This window comes from Pseudoxanthomonas sp. LH2527 (genome assembly GCF_022539275.1).
Taxonomy (GTDB): domain Bacteria; phylum Pseudomonadota; class Gammaproteobacteria; order Xanthomonadales; family Xanthomonadaceae; genus Pseudoxanthomonas_A.
Map to the genome: position 1 here is coordinate 39931 of NZ_JAKZBW010000016.1, position 21447 is coordinate 61377.

A 21447-nucleotide genomic window follows, 5' to 3' on the forward strand; every position below is an offset into this window, starting at 1 on the left:
TGACAGGTATCGATGGCGCCGGATGATGCATCCGACGCGCCACTGACTGTTTGATGAGGTGCCTGCCGTCCGACCGTGCGGTCGCGACTGACGTCGCTCCTACAGCGGCCTGCCAGGCCCTCCGGACGATCAGCTCTCCGGCGACAGCTCGATGCAATCGAACTTCACGTCCGGGTCGACGTCGGCGTCGTAGTCCACGTCGCTGCGCTCGAAGCCGAACAGCTTGAGGAACTCGTGCTTGTAGTTGGTGTAGTCGGTCAGCTGGAACAGGTTCTCGGTGGTGACCTGCGGCCACAGCGCCTTGGCCTGCGTCTGCACTTCGGGCTTCAGTTCCCAGTCGTCCAGGCGCAGGCGGTTCTCGTCGTCGGTCTCGGCCGGCGCGCCGTCGGCGCGGTACATGCGCTCGCGGTAGAGGCGGTCCAGCTGTTCGATGGTGCCTTCGTGCAGGCCCAGTTCCTTCATCACCTTGAAGACGATGCTGATGTACAGCGGCATCACCGGGATGGCGGAGCTGGCCTGCGTCACCACCGACTTGAGAACCGCGACGTTCGCGGTACCGCCGGTGGCCTTCAGGCGTGCGTCCAGGCGCTGCGCGGTCTGGTCCAGGTCGACCTTGGCGCGGCCGAGCGCGCCGTGCCAGTAGATCGGCCAGGTGATGTCGGTGCCGATGTAGCTGAAGGCCACCGTGCGCGCGCCGTCGGCCAGCACGCCGGCCTGGTCCAGCGCATCGATCCAGAGCTCCCAGTCCTGCCCGCCCATCACGGTGACGGTGTCGGCGATCTCCTGCTCGGTCGCCGGCTCGATTGTCGCCTGGGTGATCTGGTCCTTGTTGGTGTCGATGGCGGTGGACGTGTACGGCGCACCGATCGGCTTCAGCGCCGAGCGCTTCACTTCACCGGTCGACGGCAGCTTGCGCACTGGCGAGGCCAGCGAATAGACCACCAGGTCGACCTGGCCGCCCATCTCGTTCTTGATCAGCTCGATGACCTTGGCGCGTGCTTCGTCGGAGAACGCATCGCCGTTGATCGACTTGCTGTAGAGGCCGGCGTCCTTCGCGAACTTGTCGAACGCGGCCGAGTTGTACCAGCCCGCGGTGCCGGCCTTCTTCTCGCTGCCGGGCTTCTCGAAGAACACGCCCAACGTATCCGCGCCGAAGCCGAACGCCGCGCTGATGCGCGCCGCCAGGCCGTAGCCGCTGGATGCGCCGATCACCAGCACCTTCTTCGGTCCGTCGCTGCGCACGCCCTGCGCGCGCGTGGCGGCGATCTGGTCACGCACGTTGAGCTCGCATCCGAGCGGATGGGTGGTGGTGCAGATGAAGCCGCGGACTTTGGGATGGATGATCAACGTGGTAACCCGGGGGATGGTGTGCCTGCGCGGCATCTTAGTGCCGCGGGCGCCGGGAATGAAGCACCGCGCCTGCACACGCAGGCGTATGGAGGTAGCGTGCGCCATGCGCACGACCCGGATCGAATGAAAGATCCCGAGGTCGTGCGCGCAGCGCACGCTACGCGATCAGGCGTCGCCGCCCCTGGCGAGCATGCTGTTGCGGCGGCTGTAGGCCAGATAGACGACGATGCCGACCACGTTCCACACCAGGAACCAGAGCTGCGTGCGGTGCGGCAGGCTCCAGAACAGGTACAGGCAGCCGAGGATCGCCACCGGCCCGACGACCCACGCCAGCGGCGTGCGGAACACGCGCGGACGGTTCGGTTCGCGCGTACGCAGCACCAGCAGGCAGACACCGACCGCGACGAACGCCGCCAGCGTGCCGGCATTGGCGAGCGCAGCGATTTCGTCCAGCCGCGCCACGCCGGCCAGCGCGGCCACCAGCACGGCGGTGAACACGGTGATCGCCACCGGCGTTCCGGTGCGCGGATTGACCTTCGACAGGCTGCGCGGCAGCAGGCCGTCGCGCGACATCACGAAGAAGATGCGGCTCTGCCCGTAGAAGAACGCCAGCAGCACGGTCGGCAGGGCGATGATCGCCACGATGCCGATCACCAGCGCAGCGGTGCCGTGGCCCAGTTCGCGCATGATCAGCGCCAGCGGCTCGGCGCTCTGGCCGAACACGGTGTAGCTGAGCGCGCCGACCGCCGCCACCGCCACCACCAGGTAGATCAGCGTGCAGCCGACCATCGAGCCGATGATGCCGATGGACAGGTCGCGGCCGGGATTCTTCGTTTCCTCGGCGGCGGTGGAAATCGCATCGAAGCCGTAGAAGGCGAAGAAGATGATCGCCGCCGCCGCCATCACCCCGCGCTCGACGCCATCCGCTCCGATCGACTTCGGGAAGCCGTACGGCATGAACGGCTGCAGGTTGTCCGGATTGAAGGCCGGCAGCGCGACCGCGATGAACACCGCCAGGGCGATCAGCTTGAGCACCACCAGGACGGCATTGAGCGTGGCGCTCTCGCGCGTACCGGCGATCAGCATGCCGGCGACGAGGAAGGTGATGACGATGGCCGGCAGGTTGATCACGCCGCCGGCATGCGGGCCGGCCGACAGTGCCGCGGGCAGGGTGACGTTCCAGCCGAAGTTCTGCTGCACCCATTCGAGAAAGCCGACGAAATAGCCCGACCAGCCCACCGCCACCGTGCTGACCACCAGCGAATACTCCAGGATCAGGCTCCAGCCCACGATCCACGCAATCGCTTCGCCCAGCACGCCGTAGCTGTAGGTGTAGGCGCTGCCGGCGGCCGGCATCATCGTCGACAGCTCGGCGTAGGCCAGTGCTGCGCAGGCACAGACCACGCCGGCGACGACGAAGGAGATCAGCACCGCCGGGCCGGCCTTCTCGGCGCCCACGCCGATCAACGTGTAGATGCCGGTGCCGACGATCGCACCGATGCCCAGCGCCACCAGGTGCGGCCAGCTCAGCGTGGGGACCAGTCGACGGCCTTCTTCATGCTCGGTGATCCGGTCGATGGATTTGCGCCGTAGCCAGGTCATGGAAACTCCTCGGGATGCGTCAACGGAACAGCGCGCGGGCGGGGCGCCAGCGCAGGCGGGTCGGGGGGATAGCCGGTGGCGTGTCGCCCGCGACCGCCCGCAGCCTAAGCGGCCCGGGCCGGCGCTGGCAATCGGCGGCGCATCACGCCGCGCCGGTGCGGCTCAGAGATACGACGCGCGCGCAGGATCGAACACCGGTGGGTAGCGGTGCACGTCGAGCAGGTCGAGGAACACGTCCAGCCCTTCGTCCGAACGCACCAGGTCGTACTCGGCGTCCGACAGCAGATGCACCACCAGCGCTTCCACGCCATGGCCGTGCAGGTGGAGGTTGTCGAACAGGTGCCGGTCGCTGGCCAGCGCGGGCGGCAGCAGCAGGAAGGTCGAGAACGGCGAGCCGTCCAGCGGCGGCGCCGGCAGCGGCACGGTGTGTCCGTAGCCCAGCCAGCTGCCTTCGGCGAACGGCAGTTTCGCCAGCCAGCGCAGCCGTTCGATGAAGGCCGGATGCGGTTCGCGCACGTACCAGAACAGCTCGCGCGCGGCCGACTCGTCGCCGTCGTAGCGGGCCGGCAGCGTCATCAGCCGGTCGCTCATGCCGCTGGTGGCCAGCACGTAGCCCTCGCCATCGCCTTCCGGGAACGCACGCCGATACACATGCACGTCGACGCGGTGCTGGCGGTCGCGGTCGTGGTCGATGCGTTCGGGTTCGCCCCATGCGTCGCGCAAGGCGGCCGCACGCGCCGCCGCAAGGGCAGGCAACGGATCGGGCGCGGCGCCCATCAGTGTGCGGAGGCGTTGCAGCATGCCGGCTTTCCCCAAGCGGTCAGTGCGCGGCGACTGTGCGCTGGCGGAACCGGCGGGTCAATGCGCATCTGCGCGTCCCGTGACGGTGCGCGCGCTTCCATTGCGACGCCCTTGCCGCCGACCCTGGCGCAGGCGGTGAGACGGCAGCGGCTACACTGTCGGCATGGATTCCCAGACCCTGCTCATTCTCCTGCTGGTCCTCGTCGCCATTGCCGTGGTATTGCTGGCGGTGCTGGTGCTGCGCCGCCCGGAAGCGCGCATCGGCGACCTGCTGGAGCGCGCGCTGCGCGACGAACAACGCGAAGGCCGCGGCGAGCTGCGCGAGCAGCTGGAAGGCCTGTCGCGAGCGCAGGAAGCGCGCATCGACGGCTTCGCCCGCAACCTGGCCGACTTGAGCACCCGTACCGACCAGCGCCTGGACGTGCTGCGCGATACCTTGACCGAAGACGCGCGCAAGGGCCGCCTGGAAGCGTCCGAGTCGCAGCAGCGCTTCGCTGATACGCTGGGCCAGCGGCTCAACGAACTGACCCAGCGCAACGAGCAGCGCATCGGCGAGATGCGCGCCACGCTGGAGGATCGCCTGAAGGAATTGCAGGCCGACAACGCGCAGAAGCTTGAGCAGATGCGTGCGACGGTGGACGAGAAGCTGCACGCGACGCTGGAGACCCGGCTGACAGAGAGTTTCGGCAACGTCACCCGCATGCTGGCGCAGGTGCACCAGGGTCTGGGCGACATGAACAAGCTGGCGGCCGATGTCGGCGGCCTGCAACGCGTGCTGACCAACGTGAAGAGTCGCGGCGTGTTCGGCGAAGTGCAGTTGGCGGGCCTGCTGGAACAGGTGTTCGCGCCCGACCAGTACGCAGGCAATGTGGCCACCGTGCCCGGCAGCGGCGAGCGCGTGGAGTTCGCCGTGCGGTTCCCCGGTTCCACCGGCGATGCGGTGGTGTGGCTGCCGATCGATGCCAAGTTCCCGCGCGAGGACTACGAGCGCCTGCTCGATGCGCAGGAGCGTGCGGACGCTGATGCGGTCAAGCAGGCCAGCGACGCGCTGGAGCGCGCCGTACGCAAGCAGGCGCAGGAGATCCGCAAGTACATCTCGGTGCCGCACACCACCGAGTTCGCGATCATGTTCCTGCCCACCGAGGGCCTGTACGCCGAAGTGCTGCGCCGTCCGGGCCTGTTCGAGGCGATCCAGCGCGATCTGCGCATCACCATTGCCGGACCCACCACGCTGCTGGCCCTGCTGACCAGCCTGCAGGTGGGCTTCCGCACCGTGGCCATCGAGAAGCGTTCGGCGGAGGTCTGGAACATCCTGGCCAACGCCAAGCGCGAGTTCGGCAAGTTCGGTGACGTGATGGATTCGGTGAAGACCAAGCTCGACCAGGCCAGCAAGCAGATCGACCAGACCGGCGTGCGTACGCGCGCCATCGAGCGCAGCCTGCGCGAGGTGGAATCGCTGCCCAGCGGCGATGGCACGAAGCTGCTGGGTGAAGACGAAGCAGAGTGAGGCGTCGGGCGTTGTTCCTTCTCCCCGCGTGCGGGGAGAAGGTGCCCAGCGGGCGGATGAGGGGCGAGCGCGGTGAGGAACTGCGCGCGCAGGCATCAACGCTCCGTTCGCCCCTCACCCGCCTTCGGCACCCTCTCCCCGCTGCGCAGGGAGAGGGGAGTGCAGACACAGCTCCGCCAGGTCGATGTTCCTTCTCTCCGCCTGCGGGGAGAAGGTGCCCGAAGAGCCTGCCCCGTACTTGATACGGGGGCGGATGAGGGGCGCTGTTGGTGCAGAAGTGTCCGCTCCCTGATTGCGGGCGGATGCTTGCCGCTGATCTCAACGGAGATATCCCCTCTCCATTCGCCCCTCCCCGGTCCTCGCATCGAGTACGGGGCAGGCTTCGGTACCCTGTCCCCGCTGTGCAGGGAGGCGGCAACAGCTAAAAGGAAACGGCGCCGAGAGGCGCCGTTTTTCCTTCATCTCTATCTGATCGGCCTCAACCGCCGCCGCTGATCTCCGGCATCGGCATGGCATCCACCGGGACGGTCGGGTTGATCTCGTCGTCGCGCAGGTATTCCGGCAGTTCCTCGTCGGGCTGCTGCTGCGTGCGGTGGCTTTCGATCTGGTAGTTGCGGCGCTGCAGCCACGAGTCGCGGACCAGCGCGTAGTCGTCCACCGCGCCTTCGCGCAGGCTGTCCAGCGACAGCAGCTGCGCGCGGGTGTCCACCAGGTTCAGGCCCTGCAGGAAGATACGGGTCTTGTCCTCTTCCACGTACCGGGTCGGACTGAGCGGCATGTCGCCGGCCAGGCCGAGCACGTCGCGCACGGTGCGAGGGCCGAAGAACGGCAGCTCCACGTAGCGCGAACGCTTCCAGCCCCAGGTACCGAGCGTCTGCCCGAAATCCTCGCTGCGGCGCTTCATCTTCAGGTCGCTGGCGGGGTCGAAGATGCCGCCGATGCCGACCGTGGAGTTCAGCAGGAAGCGGCCGAAGGTCTGCGTGGCATCACGCGGACGCCCCTGCAGCAGCTGGTTCACCATCGTCAGCGGCTGGCGCAGGTTGTCGAAGAAGTTGCCCACGCCCAGGCGCACCGGTCGCGGCACCGCCGCCACGTAGGCACGGGCCAGCGGACGGGCGACCGCGCGGTCGACGACGTTGTTGAACGCGTGCACCTTGCGGTTGAACTTCTCCCACGGGTCGTAGGAGGTCGGCAGCTGGGCGGGCGCTGGCAGGGTCGGGTCGGCGACCGGGTCGTAGGCGCCCTGGCCGTAGATCGCCGCGAAGTCGTCTTCGGCGCCGGCCGCGGTCGCATCGACGGCAGGGGCGGCATCGATCGTGGCGGGGTCGATCGGCGGCTCGGGCGGCAGCGGGGCTGCCGCGGTGGCCGTGCTGTCGACCACCACCGCCTCGGCGGGCGCATTCGCCGACGGCGTCGGGGCCGAGGCGCATGCGGTCGCCAGGGCGGCCAGCAGGACCACGGTGCTGAGGCGGAACAGAGTCATCCTGATTCCTGGGAAACGGCGGGGAGGGGTCAGGCCGGGAAATCCAGTTCCGGCGTCAAACGGTAAGCGGCCTGCAGGTCGGCGAGACCCGCGGGCTGTCCTTCGAAACGCGGCGCGCTGCCGCTGGCGCGCAGCCGGGCGGCAAGCTCGGCCAACAGTGCCAGCCCGGCGCTGTCGACGGTAGTGACGTTGGTCAGGACAATGCGTTGCACGCCGGCCAGCTGCGCCGAGGCCTGCGGCCACAGCGTGGCGGCGGCGCTGCGGTCCAGCGCGCCCGTGAACACGAGCGCGTCGCCGTCGCGGCGGAGGCCGGCGTCAGTTGCCGCCGGCACTGCCGTTGACCTGCAGCCTGCCGGACTTCAGGTCCGCCGCCACCTGGGCGATGGACTTCTGCCGCAGCGGCGTGTCGAACTGGGTCTTGAACGTCTGCACGAAGGACACGCCTTCCGGCAGCACGTCGAACACCTTCCACTGGCCGCCGACATTGCGCGCGTAGAAGGTGATCGGGGTGACGGTCTGGTCGGGCTGCACGAATTCCGTGTCGACCTTCACGCCGCGGCCGCCGGGCAGCGGCGACTCCGACTTCACCCGCACTTTCAGCCGCGCGTTGAAGTCCGAAAGGCGCGCGCCGTACGCCGACAGCAGGCGCTCGGTCAGGGCCTGGCCGAACAGTTTCACGTCGGCCTCGGAAGCGCCGCGACCGTGCACGCCCAGCACCAGGCGGGCGGCGTAGTCGCCGTCGAACAGCGTGTTGAACTCGCTGGTGACGTACTGGCGCAGCGCGGCGGGATTGGACTTGAACTCGGCGCGGCGCTGTTCCAGCGTGGTCAGGATGCGCGTGCTGCTGCCCAGCACCACCTGGCTGGCGCTGGCCTGCCGGGTGGCGGCCGCCGGTGCGGCGGTCTGCGCCGACACGACGACCGGCGCGGACGCCAGCAGCGCGGCCGACAGCACGACGGACAGGAGGGAGGGCTTGATCGGGTTCTTCATGGCGTGGGTTCTTCCGTAACGGGGGGCGCGGCAGGGTCGCCGCTGGCCGGGGATTCCCCGGAGCCTGCGTCGGCATTGTTGGCGCCGCCGCTGAACATGTACTTGCCGGCCAGCTGCAGCAGGTCCACCGCTGGCTGGGTGAAGGCGATCTCCGCGCCGGGCTTCAGCACCTCCGGGTCACCGCCCGGCGAGAGGCCAATGTAGTTCTCGCCCAGCAGGCCGCTGGTGAAGATGCCGGCGGCGGTGTCGGCCGGCAGGTCCTTGTACTGGCTGTCGATCGACAGGGTCACCAGGGAATCGAACTTGACCGGGTCCAGCCGGATGTCGGCCACCTGGCCGATGACCACGCCACCGATCTTCACCGGCGCTTGCTTGCGCAGCTGGCCCAGGTTGGAGAAGCGCGCGGTCAGCTCGTAGCTGCCGCCGCCCACGCCGAAGCGCTTGTTGGTGGATGCCAGCGCCAGCACCAGCAGCGAGGCCAGGGCCAGCAGCAGGAAGGCGCCGACGGCGAACTCAAGACGGGGTCCACGGACGGACATGGGGTCAGCTCCTGAACAGCAATGCAGACATGACGAAATTGAACATCAGCACCAGCAACGAGGCGTTCACCACCGCGCGGGTGGTGGCCACCGAGGTGCCCTCGATGGTCGGCTCGGCGTGGAAACCCACGTAGGCAGCGACCAGCGCGGCGGTGCCGCCGAACACGGCCGACTTCAGCAAGGCCACGCCGAAGTCGTCCCAGAAATCCACGCTGTTCTGCAGCGCCGACCAGAACGTGCCGTTGTCGAGGCCGAGCACGTGCACGGCTTCGAAGTAGCTGGCGCTGATCGCCAGCGAGCAGAAGAAGCCGGTCAGCAGCGGCACCGTCAGCACCGCCGCCCAGAAGCGCGGGGCCACGGCCTTGGCGACCGGATCGATGGCCATCAGTTCCAGCGCCTTGATCTGGTCGGTGGCGCGCATCAGGCCCAGTTCGGCGGCGATGGAACTGCCGGCGCGGCCGATGAACAGCAGCGCTGTCAGCACCGGGCCCAGCTCGCGGTACAGCGACAGGCCCAGCAGCGTGGACAGCGCATCACTGGCGCCGAACGTGGTGAGCGTGCGGTAACCCTGCAGCGTCAGCACCAGGCCCACGAAGGCACCGCCCACGGCGATGATCGGCAGCGAGCGCCCGCCGATCTTGTAGATCTCGCGGGTCAGCTCGGCGAAGAAGTCGCGGGTCGGCTTCGACGCGCGGAACACCGACAGCGAGAACAGGCCGGCGCGGCCGAGCGAGCGGGTGGCGGCGACGAAGGGCATCAGCAAACCTCCCCAACAACGCCATCTACCGCGTTCGGGCCGTCATTCCGGCGAAAGCCGGAATCCATTGTGCTCTTGCGGTTGCTCCGGGCCTCGCGAGCCAAATCAAGATGGATCCCGGCGTTCGCCGGGATGACGAGCGGGATGAACCGGGGTGCGAAAAACAGCATCACGCCGCCTCCCCGCGCTTCACCGTATCGAACGCGATCGGCCCATCGGGCTCACCGCGCAGGAACTGCTTCACCAGCGGGTCCGCGCTGGCTTCCAGTTCGGCCGGGGTGCCGGAGAACACCAGCCCGCCGTTGGCGATCACCACCGCCTGGTCGGCGATCGGCAGCGTCTCGTGCACGTGGTGGGTGACGATGATGCTGGTCAGTCCGAGGGTGTCGTTGAGGCGCTGGATCAGGCTCATGATCACGCCCGAGGCGATGGGGTCCAGCCCGGTCAGCGGTTCGTCGTAGATCATCAGCGGTGGGTCCAGCGCCAGCGCGCGGGCCAGCGCCACCCGGCGCGCCATGCCGCCGGAGAGCTCGCGCGGATACGCATCGGCGGCGGCGCGCAGGCCGACCGCATTCAACTTGAAGTCGACCAGCCGGCGGATCAAGGCATCCGGCAGCTTGGTATGCGTGCGCAGCGGCAGCGCCACGTTCTCGGCCACGGTCAGGTCGGTCAGCAGGCCGTTGCCCTGCAGCAGCACACCGATGCCCTTGCGCATGTCCAGCAGCGCGCGGCTGCGGTGCGGCACGGGCTGGCCGAAGACCTCGACCGTGCCTGCCGCAGGCGGCAGCTCGCCGGTCAGTGCGGCCAGCATCGTCGACTTGCCGCTGCCGGACGGACCGAGCACCGCGGCGATGCTGCCGCGCGGAACGCTCAGGTCGATCCCGCGCAGGATCGTGCGGCCGCCGCGATCAAGGCGGAGGCCGGACAGGTGCACGGCAGGGGCGTCGGCGGGCGTCATGGGCGTCGTCGGCAGACCAGCAAGGGGGTTAACGGAAAAACAACGATGTAGCTTCGCGGCCAGCGGCTGAACATAAACCGTACCGCGCAGTTTGATTATTGTGGCATCGCACCGGGGCGTCGCGCATGCGCGTGCGCAGATCCGTCCATCGGTGCCGGGCCTCCCTGGCCCGCGATGCCACCGGTGCATGCTGGACCGACCACTTTAAGAAGGTCTTAAGCCTGCCGCCGCGTCGCCGATGTCTCGGCATTCGCGACAGGGCTGCGGCAAGATGGCGTGATGCCTGCCGCCTCCACGCCCGACTTCCGCCTGTATCCGTCCAACGTGCTGGGGCTGCTGGCGGCGCTGCTGGCCGATGAGTTGCGGCGGCCGGTGCCGGGACAGTCTCCGCTGGCGCCGGACCTGGTGCTGATTCCGCAGGTCGCCATGCGCCGGTGGCTGCAGGCCACGCTGGCGGCCGAATACGGCATCGCCGCCAACCTGGAATTCCTCACCCCCGGCGAGTTCGTCGCCCGCGCGCTGGAGGCCAACCTCGGGCCGGCCGGCGATGACGATCTCGATGCCGCCTCGCTGCAGTGGCGGCTCTACGGCGCGCTGGACGCACCGGCCCTGCGCCGCGATCCCGCCCTGGCCACGCTCGATGACTGGATGGCCGATGGCGATCCGCTGAAGCCCTGGCGGCTGGCCGGCGAGCTGGCCGGCGTGTACGAGAAGTACCAGGCGTGGCGCCGCGACTGGCTGCTGCGCTGGGAAGCCGGTGCCGACCGCGACGATCCGCAGGCGCGGTTGTGGCGCGCCGTCGCCGCCGGCCGCGATTACCGCGCGCGCCGCATCGATGCCTACCTCGCGCGCTTCGGCCGCGACGACGGGCCGCTGCCGCAGGGGCTACCGCCGCGGCTGCTGGTGTTCGCCACGCTCAACATCTCGCCCGACGTGCTGCGCGTGCTGGCCACGCAGGCCCGCGTCGGCACGCTGCACTTCTACCTGCCCACGCCGGCGCGCGGCTACTGGGGCGACCTGCAGACCCTGCGCGAGCGTCGCCGGGAAGGCGAAACCGGGCTGTTCGCCGACGACGTGCAGGAGAACCCCCTGCTGCAGGCCTGGGGCGCCGCCGGCCGCGACTTCATGTCGCTGCTCGGTGATTACGAAGTGGTGCATCCGCGCGCCGAGATCGACGTCTACGCCGATCCGCTCGGCGCCGACGGCGAGGACACCCTGCTGCGCCGGCTGCAGTCGGACCTGTTCCATCGTCGTGCGCCTGCCTTGCCGCCGCCGCGCGCTGTCGTCGACCTGGCCGATCCCAGCCTGCAGATCCACGCCTGCCACACGCGCCTGCGCGAACTGCAAGTGCTGCACGACCAGCTGCGCGCGCTGCTGGAGGATCCGCGCTTCGATCCGCCGCTGCAGCCGCGCGAGATCGCCGTGCTCGCGCCCGACATCGATCCCTACGTGCCGTACCTGGATGCCGTGTTCGGCGGCAGCGGCCACGACGATGCCTTGCCGTGGGCGCTGGCCGACACCAGTCCGCTGGCGAGCGAGCCGTTGGCCGAGGTGTTCCTGCGCCTGCTCGACCTGCCGCTGTCGCGCTTCGGCCTGGACGAAGTGCTGGATCTGATCGCCAGTGCGCCGGTGGCCGAAACAACGGGCCTCGACACCGACGCGATCGATCGCCTGCACGGCTGGCTGCGCGAGGCCGGCGCGCGCTGGGGACTGGATGCCGGCCACCGTGCCGCGTCCGGCGCGCCGGCCGACGATGCCTATACCTGGCAGTTCGCGCTCGATCGCCTGCTGCTGGGCCATGCCAGCGGCGCGGACGAGATGATCGGCGGCGTCGCGCCCTGGCCGGATCTGGAAGGCGGCGCCCTCGACGCGCTGGACACGCTGGTGCGCCTGCTGCGCGAACTCGCCCGCCAGCGCCGCGTGCTCGGCGAGGCGGCCACGCCCGCGCAATGGCGCGAACGGCTGCTGCACCTGCTCGCCGTGCTGCTGCCGGAACAGCCCAGTGCCCCGCGCGCGCAGCGCGCACTGGACCGCCTGCGCACGCTGATCGACCGCTTCGCCCGCGACGCGGCAACGGCGGGCTATGAGGGCGTCGTCCCGCCGGAGGTCGTGCGCGCGCACTTCGCCGATCAGCTGTCGCAGGCCGACACGCGCGCGCCGCTGCTGACTGGCGGCATCAGCGTGGGCCGGATGGTGCCGATGCGGCTGCTGCCGTTCCGCGCCATCTGCCTGCTCGGGATGAACGACGGCGACTTCCCGCGCCGCGATCCCGCCGCCGGCCTCAACAAGCTGACCGCGGAGCTGCATGCCGGCCGCCGCAAGGCCGGCGACCGTTCCACCCGCGAAGACGACCGCTTCCTGTTCCTGCAACTGTTCGCCGCCGCGCAGGACGTGTTCTATCTCAGCTATCTCGGTGCCGATCCACGCGACGGCAGCGTGCGCGAGCCGTCGGTGCTGGTGAGCGAGCTGCTCGATGTCGCCGCGCACTACCACGCCGATCCGGAAGCGAAGTCGCGACTGGTCGTGCGCCACACGTTGCAGCCGTTCGCACCGGCGGCGTTCGGCAGCGCCGACGAGCCACGCCGTTTCAGCTATCGCGCCGCCTGGCGTCCAGCGGCCGACCGCGTCGACGCCGCACGTGGCGCCCTGCCGCCATGGGCACCCGCATCGTTGCCGGCGCCGGTCGAAGACGAGTGCGACGTGCCGCTGGACGCGCTGCGCCGCTTCCTGCTCGATCCCGCAGGCGCCTTCCTGGCATCCCGCCCCGGCCTGCGCCTGCCCGAGGCGATCGAGACCGTCGAAGATGTCGAACCGCTGGCCGCATCGTTGCGTGGCCGCGAACGCGCACGGCTGCAGCGCGAGGTGTTCGACTGGTTGCTCCACCACGCACCTGCACCGCCGGCGCAAGCGGCGGATGCGCTGTACGCGCGCCTGCGGGCCCGCGGCCACGTACCGAGCGGTCCGCTGGGCGAACATGCCACGGCGCGTGCCCTGGCCGATGTGGCGCCGTATGCGCAGGCGTTCGCCGACGGGATCGGGAACACCGTGCCCGTGGAGGCGGCCGCCGCGCGCCACGAGGTGATGCTCGACGGTGTGCGCGTCCACGGCCGCATCGCGGATCTCCATCCGCACGGGCTGGTGCGCGTGCATATCGGTGCGCTCAATGGGCCATCCGCCATCCGCCATGGCCTCGATGCGCTGCTGCTCAACGCCAGCGGCGTTCCGGTTCCGCTGGTGCAGATCCACGACGGCGAGGACGGCGTCCGTGCCTACGTCACGCCCGCGCGCCCGGCCGAACAGGCGCAGGATGCGCTGCGTGTGTTGCTGGGTCTGCGCCGTGACGGACTGCGCGCGCCGTTGCTGTTTGCGCCGCATACCGGCTGGGCCATCCACACGGCCGAGCCGGGCGCGCGCGAGGCCGCCGCACGCGAGGCCTGGTATCCGGGCGACTACCGCTGGGGCGAGAGTACCGGCGACGCGATCCAGCTCGCCTTCCGCGGCCGCGATCCGCTCGCCGACGCGGCCGGCATGCAGGACTTCATCGACACCAGCCTGCGCGTGTATGCGGCCGTGGTCGGCACCGGTGCGGAGGATGCCGCATGAGCGCGTTCGATCCCGCCCGCGAGCCGTACCTGACGCGTGCGCTAGATGGCGTGCAGTTGATCGAAGCCAGCGCCGGTACCGGCAAGACCTATACGCTGGCCACGCTGTTCACCCGCCTGATCGTCGAACAGCGCCTGCGCATGGGTCAGGTGCTGGCGGTGACCTACACCGAGGCCGCGACGCAGGAACTGCGCAAGCGCATCCGCGAGCGCTTGGCCCTGGCCGCCGACCTGGTCGGCACGCCACCGCGCGACGACGAGAAGCACGAGGCCGCACTGACCCGCTTCGTGATCCAGCGCCAGCTCGCCCAGGGCGATGAAACCGCGGCGCAGCTGGCACGCCGCCTGCGTATCGCCGCCGAGGAAACCGACCTCGCCGCCATCTTCACCATCCACGGCTTCTGCGCGCGCGTGCTGCGCGAACATGCGCTCGATGCCGGGCAGGGCTTCGACGCGGGCGAGCTGCTCGGCAACACGCGCGCGCTGCATGCGGAACTCGCCGCGGACCTGTGGCGCCGGTATGCGGTCGATCCCGCGACGGTCGATGCGCTGGTGGGCATGTGGAGCAGCCCCGATGCGCTAGCGGAAGACCTGCCCGCGCTGTGCGGTCCGTTGCCGCTGCTGCCGCCGGCGCCGTCCGGCGACGACAGCGAACGCCAGGTCGCCGTGCAGGCCACGCGCGCCGGCCGCGCCGCGCATCTGGTGGAGATGATCGGACTGCACCTGGCCGACGCGCAGGCGGCGATCGCCGCCGCGTTTGAGCACAAGGTCTTCGACGGTCGTCGCGCGCGGCGCCCCAGTTTCGACAAGGCGTTCGAGGAACTGCAGGCCGGTGCCGCGCTGGCCGAGTGGCCGCGCACCGACAAGACGCATGTGCAGAAGCTGCTGCCGGACGCGCTGAGTGGCTTCTGCAAGGACACGGGCGATGCCCGCGTGCCCGCCTCGCCGCTGTTCGACGCCTGGCGCGACTGGTGCGAGGCCGACGACGCCTGGCAACAGCTGCAGCTGCGCCTGCGCGCCGGTCTGCTGCATCGCCTGCGCGACGATGCTCGCCGCCGGCTCGACGACCTCAAGCGCACGCGCCGCGTGCAGACCTACGACGACCTGATCGAACGCGTCGCCATCGCACTCGACGGTCCGCGCCGGCACGCGCTGGTGGCGGCGCTGCGCGCGCAGTACCGGGTGGCCCTGGTGGACGAATTCCAGGACACCGACGAACGCCAGTGGCGGATCTTCGCGCGCGTGTTCGGCGATTCCGACGAGGTCCGCGCGCTGGGCGAGACGCCCGCGCTATTCCTGATCGGCGATCCCAAGCAGGCGATCTACGGCTTCCGCGGCGGCGATGTCGCCACCTACCTGCTCGCCCGGCGCGCGGCGGACGAAGCGCCGCGGCTGACGCACAACTTCCGCTCGCGTCCGGCCGTGCTGCGCGCGGTGCGTGCCCTGTACGAGGGCGCTGCAGCGGCGGGACAGGAGGCGTTCGCGCACCCCGACATCCGCTTCGAGCCGGTCGAACCGGGCGGCAAGCGCGGCGACGACGATTACCGCCACGGCGACACGGCCGCGCCCGCGCTCACCCTGCGCCTGCTGCGCAGCGGCGACGGCGCGCCGCTCGATGCCGATGGCTCGCGTGAGGCCGCGACCGCCGCCTGCGTGGCCGACATCCATCGCGTGCTCGGCGACGCGCGTGCGGGTCGTGCACGCATCGACGGGCATCCCGTCCGACCCGGCGACATCGCCGTGCTGGTGCGCAACCACAAGGAAGCCACCCGCGTGCAGCAGACCCTCGCGCGTGCCGGCGTGCCGGCCGTGGCCGCCGGCAAGCAGAGCCTGTTCGCCAGCACCGAAGCAGGCGAACTGCGCACGCTGCTGCTGGGGTTGCTGCATCCGTCCGACAATGGGCGCTTGCGCGCCGCGCTCGCCACCGTGCTGCTGGGCGAAGACGCCAACACGCTCGCCGCGCTGGACGCAGACGGCGAGGCCCAGCGCCAGCACCAGGCGCGGCTGCTGCACTGGCGCGAACGCTGGCAGCGCAGCGGACCGTTCGCGCTGGTGTCCGAGCTGTGCGCCGGGCAGGCCGAGCGCCTGCTCGGGCTGCTCGACGGCGAGCGCCGCCTGACCAACTACCTGCAACTCGGCGAACACCTGCAGGAAGCCAGCGCGCAGACGCTGGGCCTGCACGGCCTGCTGGACTGGCTGCAGGCCCGCATCGCCGAGGCCGATGCGAACGATGAAACGCAGCTGCTGCGGCTGGAATCCGACGCGCTGCGCGTGCAGATCGTCACCCTGCACAAGAGCAAGGGACTGGAGTATCCGCTGGTCTACCTGCCGTTCGCCGGTCTGGGCACCTCGCGTCCCGACAGCGGGCGCCATCGCGTGATCCACGACGGCACGCAGCGCGTGCTGCTGTGGAAGATCGACAAGGACGATCCGGCGTGGAAGGCCGCCGGCGACGCTGTTCGCCGCGAGGCCATCGCCGAGGATGCACGCCTGCTCTACGTCGGCCTGACCCGCGCCGAACACGCGCTGTGGATCGCCGCCGGCGACGTGGCCGACCTCGCCAGGAGCCGGCTCGCGCCACTCATCGCCGACCTCGCGGCGCTCGGTACGCATGCCGACGTCCGCATCGTCGAAGGCCCGCCCGAACCGCCGCCGTCGAGGCTGCCACCGGAACGCGCCTCCGCCGTCGCTCCCGCGCGCACAGCTACACGTCGCATCGCGCCCGACTGGTGGGTTTACAGCTTCACCCAGCTCGCGCATGCGGACGGCGGCGGTGATCCGTTGGCGGCCTCGACCCAGGCCGATCCCGGTGGCGAGGACGAAGCGCCGGCGTCCGACGTCGATGCGCTGCCCGACGTCATCGCGCTGCCCGCCTCCACCGTCGATCCGCGCTTCGCCGGCAGCCGCTTCGGTGTGGTGATGCATGCCGCGCTGGAACACGCCGACTTCGCCGACTGGCGCGACTGGCGTCCCGGCGACGCCGCACCGGAGGGACAGGACGCCGTCATCGCCGAGGCCTTGCGCGAGGGTGGTTATGCCGAAGCCGAGGTCGCCGATGGCCTGGCCGTGCTGGTGCCGCTGGTCGGCCACACGCTGGGTACCGCGATGCCCGAGGGCCTCCGCCTGGCGGAGCTGCCGGTCGAGCAGCGCCGTGCGGAAATCGAGTTCCATTTCGCCATGCAGCCCACCCGCGTGTCCGACCTGCTCGCGCTGCTGCATCGCCACGGCCTGCTGCGCCAGCGCACCGCGTTCGGTGCACGCCAGCGGCTGGAAGGGCTGATGACCGGCCTGATCGATCTCACCTACGTCCACGACGGCCGCTGGTACGTGCTCGACTACAAGTCCAACCAGTTGCCCGGCTACGACGTTCCGGCCATGCAGCAGGCGATGGCGCACAGCGAATACGACCTGCAGGCGCTGATCTACACGCTCGCCCTGCACCGCTGGCTGCGCTTCCGCCTGGGCGAGGCTTACGACTATGCGCGCGATGTGGGCGGCATCCGCTACCTGTTCTGCCGGGGCCTGGATCTCGCGCGCCAACCCTCGCCCGGCGTGCATGCGCAGCGCTTTTCGCCCGACCTGGTGCATGCGCTGGATGCGTTGTTCGCCGGTGCATCGCCGGGGGCCGCCGCATGAGCCTGCTCGACGCGCTCTACAAGGGCGGCCACCTGCGCACGCTCGACCATGCACTGGCGCAGAGCCTGCGCCGGCTGGACCGCGACACGCCCGACGCCGTGCTCGCCGCGGCCGCACTGGCCTCGCTGGCGGTGGCCGAGGGACACGCCGGGGTCGCGCTGTCGGCTCCATGGCGGTTGCTCGAGGATGCCGTCGAACTTCCCTGGCCCGCCGGGGAGGCATGGCGCGCGCAGCTCGTGGCATCGCGCTGGGTCGGCACGCCGCGCGACGCCGTGGTGGCATCCGATCCGCAGGCGCCGCTGGTGCTGGAAGGCGACCTGCTCTACCTGCGCCGCTACCGCGAGTACGAACGCGCGCTGGCGCTGGGCCTGCATCGCATCGCCACGCGCGCGCCCGTTGCAGGCGATGTGGACGCGCTGGCGCCGCTGTTCGCCAGGCTCTTCCCGCAGGCCCGCGACGACGACCACCAGGCGCGCGCCGCCGCGCTCGCGTTGCGCCATGCCCTGTTGCTGGTCACCGGCGGTCCCGGCACCGGCAAGACCACCACCACCGCGCGCGTGCTGGTGCTGCTGGCCGCGCAGGCCGCGCAGGCGGGTGCCGCCGCGCCGCGCATCGCGCTGGCCGCGCCAACCGGTCGCGCCGCCGAGCGCATGGCCGAAAGCGTGCGCCATGCGGTGCGCGCGCTGGCGATCGCCGGTGTGGATGCGCCGTTGCTGGCCGCACTGCCGACCACCGGCACCACCCTGCATCGCCTGCTCGGCACGATTCCGGATTCGCCGCGCTTCCGCCACGCCTGCGACAACCCGTTGCCGTTCGACGTGGTGGTGGTCGACGAAGCCTCGATGATCGACCTTCCGCTGATGGCCAAGCTGGTCGATGCCGTCGCCGACGGCACGCGGCTGGTACTGCTTGGCGACCCCGACCAGCTCCCCTCGGTGGAAGCCGGTGACGTGCTGGCAGCGATCCTCGGCGCCGCCGGTGAAGGCGACGGGCTGTCGCAGGACGATGCAACAGCGCTGCGCCCGCTGCTCGGTGAATCTCCCCGCCGTCATCCCCGCGAAGGCGGGGACCCGATGGCGCTGCTGCCGACGTTCCCCGGCATCCGCGTGCACCTGCAACGTGGCTGGCGCCAGAGCGAAGCACTTCAGCTCGCCCCGCTCGCCGCCGCCGTGCGCCAGGGCGAGGCCGACACGGCACTGGACCTGCTCCGCAGCAACACGCTGTCGAACGTGCATTTCCACGAAGGCCTGGCAGACCCGCTCGACGCGCACCGCGAGGCCTTGCTCGCACACTGGCGCGCACTCGCCCATGCCGCAACCCCGGCCGAAGCGTTGGCGCAGTCCACGCGCCTGCGCCTGCTCACGGCAGTGCGCGAAGGCCCGCAGGGTGCACGCACCTTGAACGCCCGCATCGAACGCCTGCTGGTCGATACCGGGGCCGGCACGCCCCGCGGCAGTGGCGGCCGCTTCCACGGCCAGCTGCTGATCGTCACCGAGAACAGCTATCGCCACCGCCTGTTCAACGGCGACATCGGCATCTGCCTGCGCGACGACCGCAGTGCGCTGGTGGCCTGGTTCCCCGGCGAAGATCCCGCCCAGCCGCGTGCGTTCCATCCGGCCGCCCTGCCGGCGCACGAATCGGCCTTCGCCATGACCGTGCACAAGGCCCAGGGCTCCGAGTTCGACACGGTCTGGCTGCTGCTGCCCGCCCGCGGCAACCGCGTGCTCTCGCGCGAACTGGTCTACACCGGCATCACCCGCGCCCGTCGCGAACTGCACGTGGCCGGCAGCGACGCGGTGATCCGCGAGGCACTGGCCCGGCATGCGAGCCGTTGGTCGGGGCTGGGGTGGCGGTTACGGCACGGAACGGAGAAGGTAGGCTGATGGCGGGTTCGGACACACACACGGAGGTGGCATGAGCGCAGAAGAGAACGAGGCCTCGGTGTCCGAGCTGATCCTGTTCCGTAGCGAAGATGCCAAGACGCGCATCCAGGTACGGCTGGAGGGAGGAACCGTATGGCTGACACAGGCGCAGCTTGCGGAGCTCTATCAGGTCACCGTCAAGACCGTGAGCGAGCACCTGCAGAACATCATTGCCGAGGGTGAGCTCGAACCTGAACGAACTGTCCGGAAACTCCGGATAGTTCAAACGGAAGGTCAGCGCGAGGTGAGGCGGCAGGTAGACCACTATCATCTCGACGCCATCCTGGCCGTGGGCTACCGGGTCCGCTCCTCGCGCGGCACGCAGTTCCGCCAATGGGCAACGGCGCAGCTCTCCGAATATCTGGTCAAGGGCTTCGTCATGGACGACGCCCGCCTGAAGAATCCTGGTGGCGGGGACTACTTCGACGAGTTGCTGGCGCGCATTCGCGACATCCGCGCGTCGGAAAAGCGTTTCTACCAGAAGGTCCGGGACCTGTTCGCGCTGAGCATCGATTACGCAGACAGCGAGCAGCAGGCATCGCTGTTCTTCGCCGAAGTGCAGAACAAACTGCTTTACGCGGTGACCGGCAGCACGGCCGCTGAACTGGTGGTGGCGCGTGCGGACTCGGCGCAGCCCAACATGGGGCTCTTCACGTGGGAAGGCGGTCGCGTGCGCAAGGCGGACGTCATTGTCGCCAAGAACTACCTGACCGCTGACGAAGTCGATTCGCTCAACCGCCTGGTCGTGATCTTCCTGGAGCAGGCCGAATTGCGTGTGAAGGATCGCAAGACCCTCACGCTGGACTACTGGCGTGAGAACATGGATCGCCTGCTGGCCTTCAATGATCGCGCGGTGCTGGACAACGCCGGGTCGGTCAGCAATTCCGCCATGAAGGACATCGCTCACCAGCGATACGACGCGTTCGATGCACAGCGGCGGCGCGCTGCGGCGCTGACGGCCGACGCCGACGATCTGAAAGCGCTGGATGCGGCTGAAAAGCAGCTCAAGGCACGCATGAAGCCCACCGACGCCTGATCCAGTGCTTCGTCGCCCGCACGCGCTGATGGGGCTCACGCATTTGCGATAACCCCCCCAACCGCGTATACCTGTCCAGGCTGACTGGCAGTCGCCTCCGCCGCCTCCTGCGGGCTGAACTTTCTCCCTCTCGGCTTGACGACGCGATCGCGCGCGTGCCGACGAGGTGCATGTGTCCCACCAGCAGGTCCAGGTTTTCATTCTCCATCTCGGGCAGCAGCAATCCATCGGTCCGGACGATCTGCGGGTGATGTGGGCGACGGCGTGCGAGTCGATGGACATCGCGGTTTCGCGACGTCCCCCGGCCCACGGACACCACGCCAGCGGCCGGCCTTGCTTCGGATTGTGGGCGGGCCGGCAGTTCCATCGCGTCCCGGCGGAGAAGCGCATGCGCAGCCTGCTGGAAGCACGCGGTTTCCATTTCACGTTGACGCATACCGCCCTGTAGGAGGGTGCATGACTTTTGATGTCGGGATCGGCAAGTGCCGGTCGGTGCAATCGGATTCGGTGGATGTCTGGGTGGACGGCTCCATCGTCCGGCGCCTGGCGCCTGAAACGAAGTGGCAGCGCGACGGCATCAGCGTGTTGCAGGTGCCGGTGAAGGTGTGCAGTGCGCGCCACCGCGTGGCGGTCGGCGAAGAGGTCTTCCTCGACACCGCCCTCATCAACCCCAACAGCGCCGGCAAGCTGGATGTCGAGGGCAGCGGCGACTACGCCAAGGCGCGCCTGTCGCTGCTGGTGCCCACCATCGATCCCACCCCCACGCCGCCCACACCGTCGCGCAAGGCCAGCTGGCGCTGACGCGTCACCGCGCGGTGCGCACGTCGCTGTCGGCCTGTTCCGTCCCTCACGCGGCCGGTACGGTGGCTGTGCGAAGCTGAGTCTCATCTTCGCCGGGGCACACCGTGAACACACGCATTTCCGCGCCGCTGCCGGAGGGATTCAGCTGGGATATCGGCGAGCGCCGCCGCACGCTGGTGTGCAACGGCGTGCCGATCCTGGAGATCGGCCCTGAGCGCGAAGGCTGGATGGCGAAGATCCTGATCAGCGGCAAGGGCGTGCGCCAGGAGCAGATCGCCGTGCGGTCGCTGGACGCGGGTGCCGGGTGGGCCACGCGCTGGATGCTGGAACGCCAGGCCGCGCTGATCCGCGTGGTGGCCGAGCAGGCGCCGCTGGCGTCGTGAAGCGTCGCTGGCCGGGCGCCGGCGCTTCTGCTCGGGCGTCGGGCCGATAGCCGCCGTCCACGAGCGCATGTGTGCCGTAA

The 21447-nt window shown here is 69.8% G+C and carries 15 protein-coding genes and 1 pseudogene; 7 read left to right on the forward strand and 9 right to left on the reverse strand.

The genetic code is table 11. The features are described from left to right. Positions 1-129: 129 nt before the first annotated feature. From fabV to MMG85_RS10245, 3 genes are all read right to left on the reverse strand, one after another. On the reverse strand, positions 130-1347 hold the full coding sequence (gene fabV / locus MMG85_RS10235; RefSeq protein WP_241045954.1) for an enoyl-ACP reductase FabV: 1218 nt from the start codon (positions 1345-1347) through the stop codon (positions 130-132). A gap of 168 nt (positions 1348-1515) precedes the next feature. Further along, positions 1516-2952 carry an amino acid permease gene (locus MMG85_RS10240; protein WP_241045955.1) on the reverse strand — a complete coding sequence of 479 codons (1437 nt, stop codon included), beginning with the start codon at positions 2950-2952 and terminating at the stop codon, positions 1516-1518. Positions 2953-3114: 162 nt separating this feature from the next. Further along, the gene (locus MMG85_RS10245) at positions 3115-3753 is read right to left on the reverse strand and encodes a suppressor of fused domain protein (protein ID WP_241045956.1); all 639 of its coding nucleotides are present in this window, start codon (positions 3751-3753) and stop codon (positions 3115-3117) included. Between the two features lie 163 nt (positions 3754-3916). Here MMG85_RS10245 and rmuC point away from each other — a divergent pair, with 163 nt between their 5' ends. Continuing rightward, positions 3917-5260 (forward strand): DNA recombination protein RmuC, encoded by a 1344-nt coding sequence (gene rmuC / locus MMG85_RS10250; protein WP_241045957.1) that lies wholly within the window; start codon positions 3917-3919, stop codon positions 5258-5260. A gap of 478 nt (positions 5261-5738) precedes the next feature. Here the strand turns inward: rmuC and MMG85_RS10255 are convergent, their stop codons facing one another. From MMG85_RS10255 to MMG85_RS10280, 6 genes are all read right to left on the reverse strand, one after another. Then, entirely contained in the window at positions 5739-6743 is a 1005-nt protein-coding gene (locus MMG85_RS10255) for a VacJ family lipoprotein (protein ID WP_241045958.1), read from the reverse strand. A gap of 29 nt (positions 6744-6772) precedes the next feature. Next, complete coding sequence (locus tag MMG85_RS10260; RefSeq protein ID WP_241045959.1) at positions 6773-7075, reverse strand: STAS domain-containing protein; 303 nt, start codon at positions 7073-7075, stop codon at positions 6773-6775. Beyond that, positions 7059-7721 carry an ABC transporter substrate-binding protein gene (locus MMG85_RS10265; protein WP_241045990.1) on the reverse strand — a complete coding sequence of 221 codons (663 nt, stop codon included), beginning with the start codon at positions 7719-7721 and terminating at the stop codon, positions 7059-7061. The genes MMG85_RS10260 and MMG85_RS10265 overlap by 17 nt, the downstream gene beginning before the upstream one ends. Positions 7722-7729: 8 nt before the next feature. Next, positions 7730-8272 (reverse strand): outer membrane lipid asymmetry maintenance protein MlaD, encoded by a 543-nt coding sequence (gene mlaD, locus MMG85_RS10270; protein ID WP_241045960.1) that lies wholly within the window; start codon positions 8270-8272, stop codon positions 7730-7732. 4 nt (positions 8273-8276) lie between these two features. Continuing rightward, positions 8277-9029, reverse strand: a complete 753-nt coding sequence (locus MMG85_RS10275) for an MlaE family lipid ABC transporter permease subunit (protein ID WP_055938560.1) — start codon at positions 9027-9029, stop codon at positions 8277-8279. Between the two features lie 169 nt (positions 9030-9198). Then, a complete protein-coding gene (locus MMG85_RS10280; protein WP_241045961.1) occupies positions 9199-9987 on the reverse strand; it encodes an ATP-binding cassette domain-containing protein in 789 nt (262 codons plus the stop codon). 279 nt (positions 9988-10266) lie between these two features. Here MMG85_RS10280 and recC point away from each other — a divergent pair. From recC to MMG85_RS10315, 6 genes and pseudogenes are all read left to right on the forward strand, one after another. Next, a pseudogene (gene recC, locus MMG85_RS18535) lies at positions 10267-17225 on the forward strand (exodeoxyribonuclease V subunit gamma). Next, entirely contained in the window at positions 17222-19108 is a 1887-nt protein-coding gene (gene recD, locus MMG85_RS10295; protein ID WP_241045963.1) for an exodeoxyribonuclease V subunit alpha, read from the forward strand. The pseudogene recC and the gene recD overlap by 4 nt, the downstream one beginning before the upstream one ends. Positions 19109-19139: 31 nt before the next feature. After that, complete coding sequence (locus tag MMG85_RS10300) at positions 19140-20183, forward strand: virulence RhuM family protein (RefSeq protein ID WP_241045964.1); 1044 nt, start codon at positions 19140-19142, stop codon at positions 20181-20183. Positions 20184-20355: 172 nt separating this feature from the next. Continuing rightward, a complete protein-coding gene (locus tag MMG85_RS10305; protein WP_055938546.1) occupies positions 20356-20631 on the forward strand; it encodes a hypothetical protein in 276 nt (91 codons plus the stop codon). A gap of 8 nt (positions 20632-20639) precedes the next feature. Further along, a complete protein-coding gene (locus MMG85_RS10310; protein WP_241045965.1) occupies positions 20640-20984 on the forward strand; it encodes a hypothetical protein in 345 nt (114 codons plus the stop codon). A 104-nt stretch (positions 20985-21088) separates the two neighbouring features. After that, positions 21089-21367: a hypothetical protein gene (locus tag MMG85_RS10315; protein ID WP_241045966.1), complete on the forward strand. Its 279-nt coding sequence runs from the start codon at positions 21089-21091 to the stop codon at positions 21365-21367. Positions 21368-21447 lie beyond the last annotated feature (80 nt).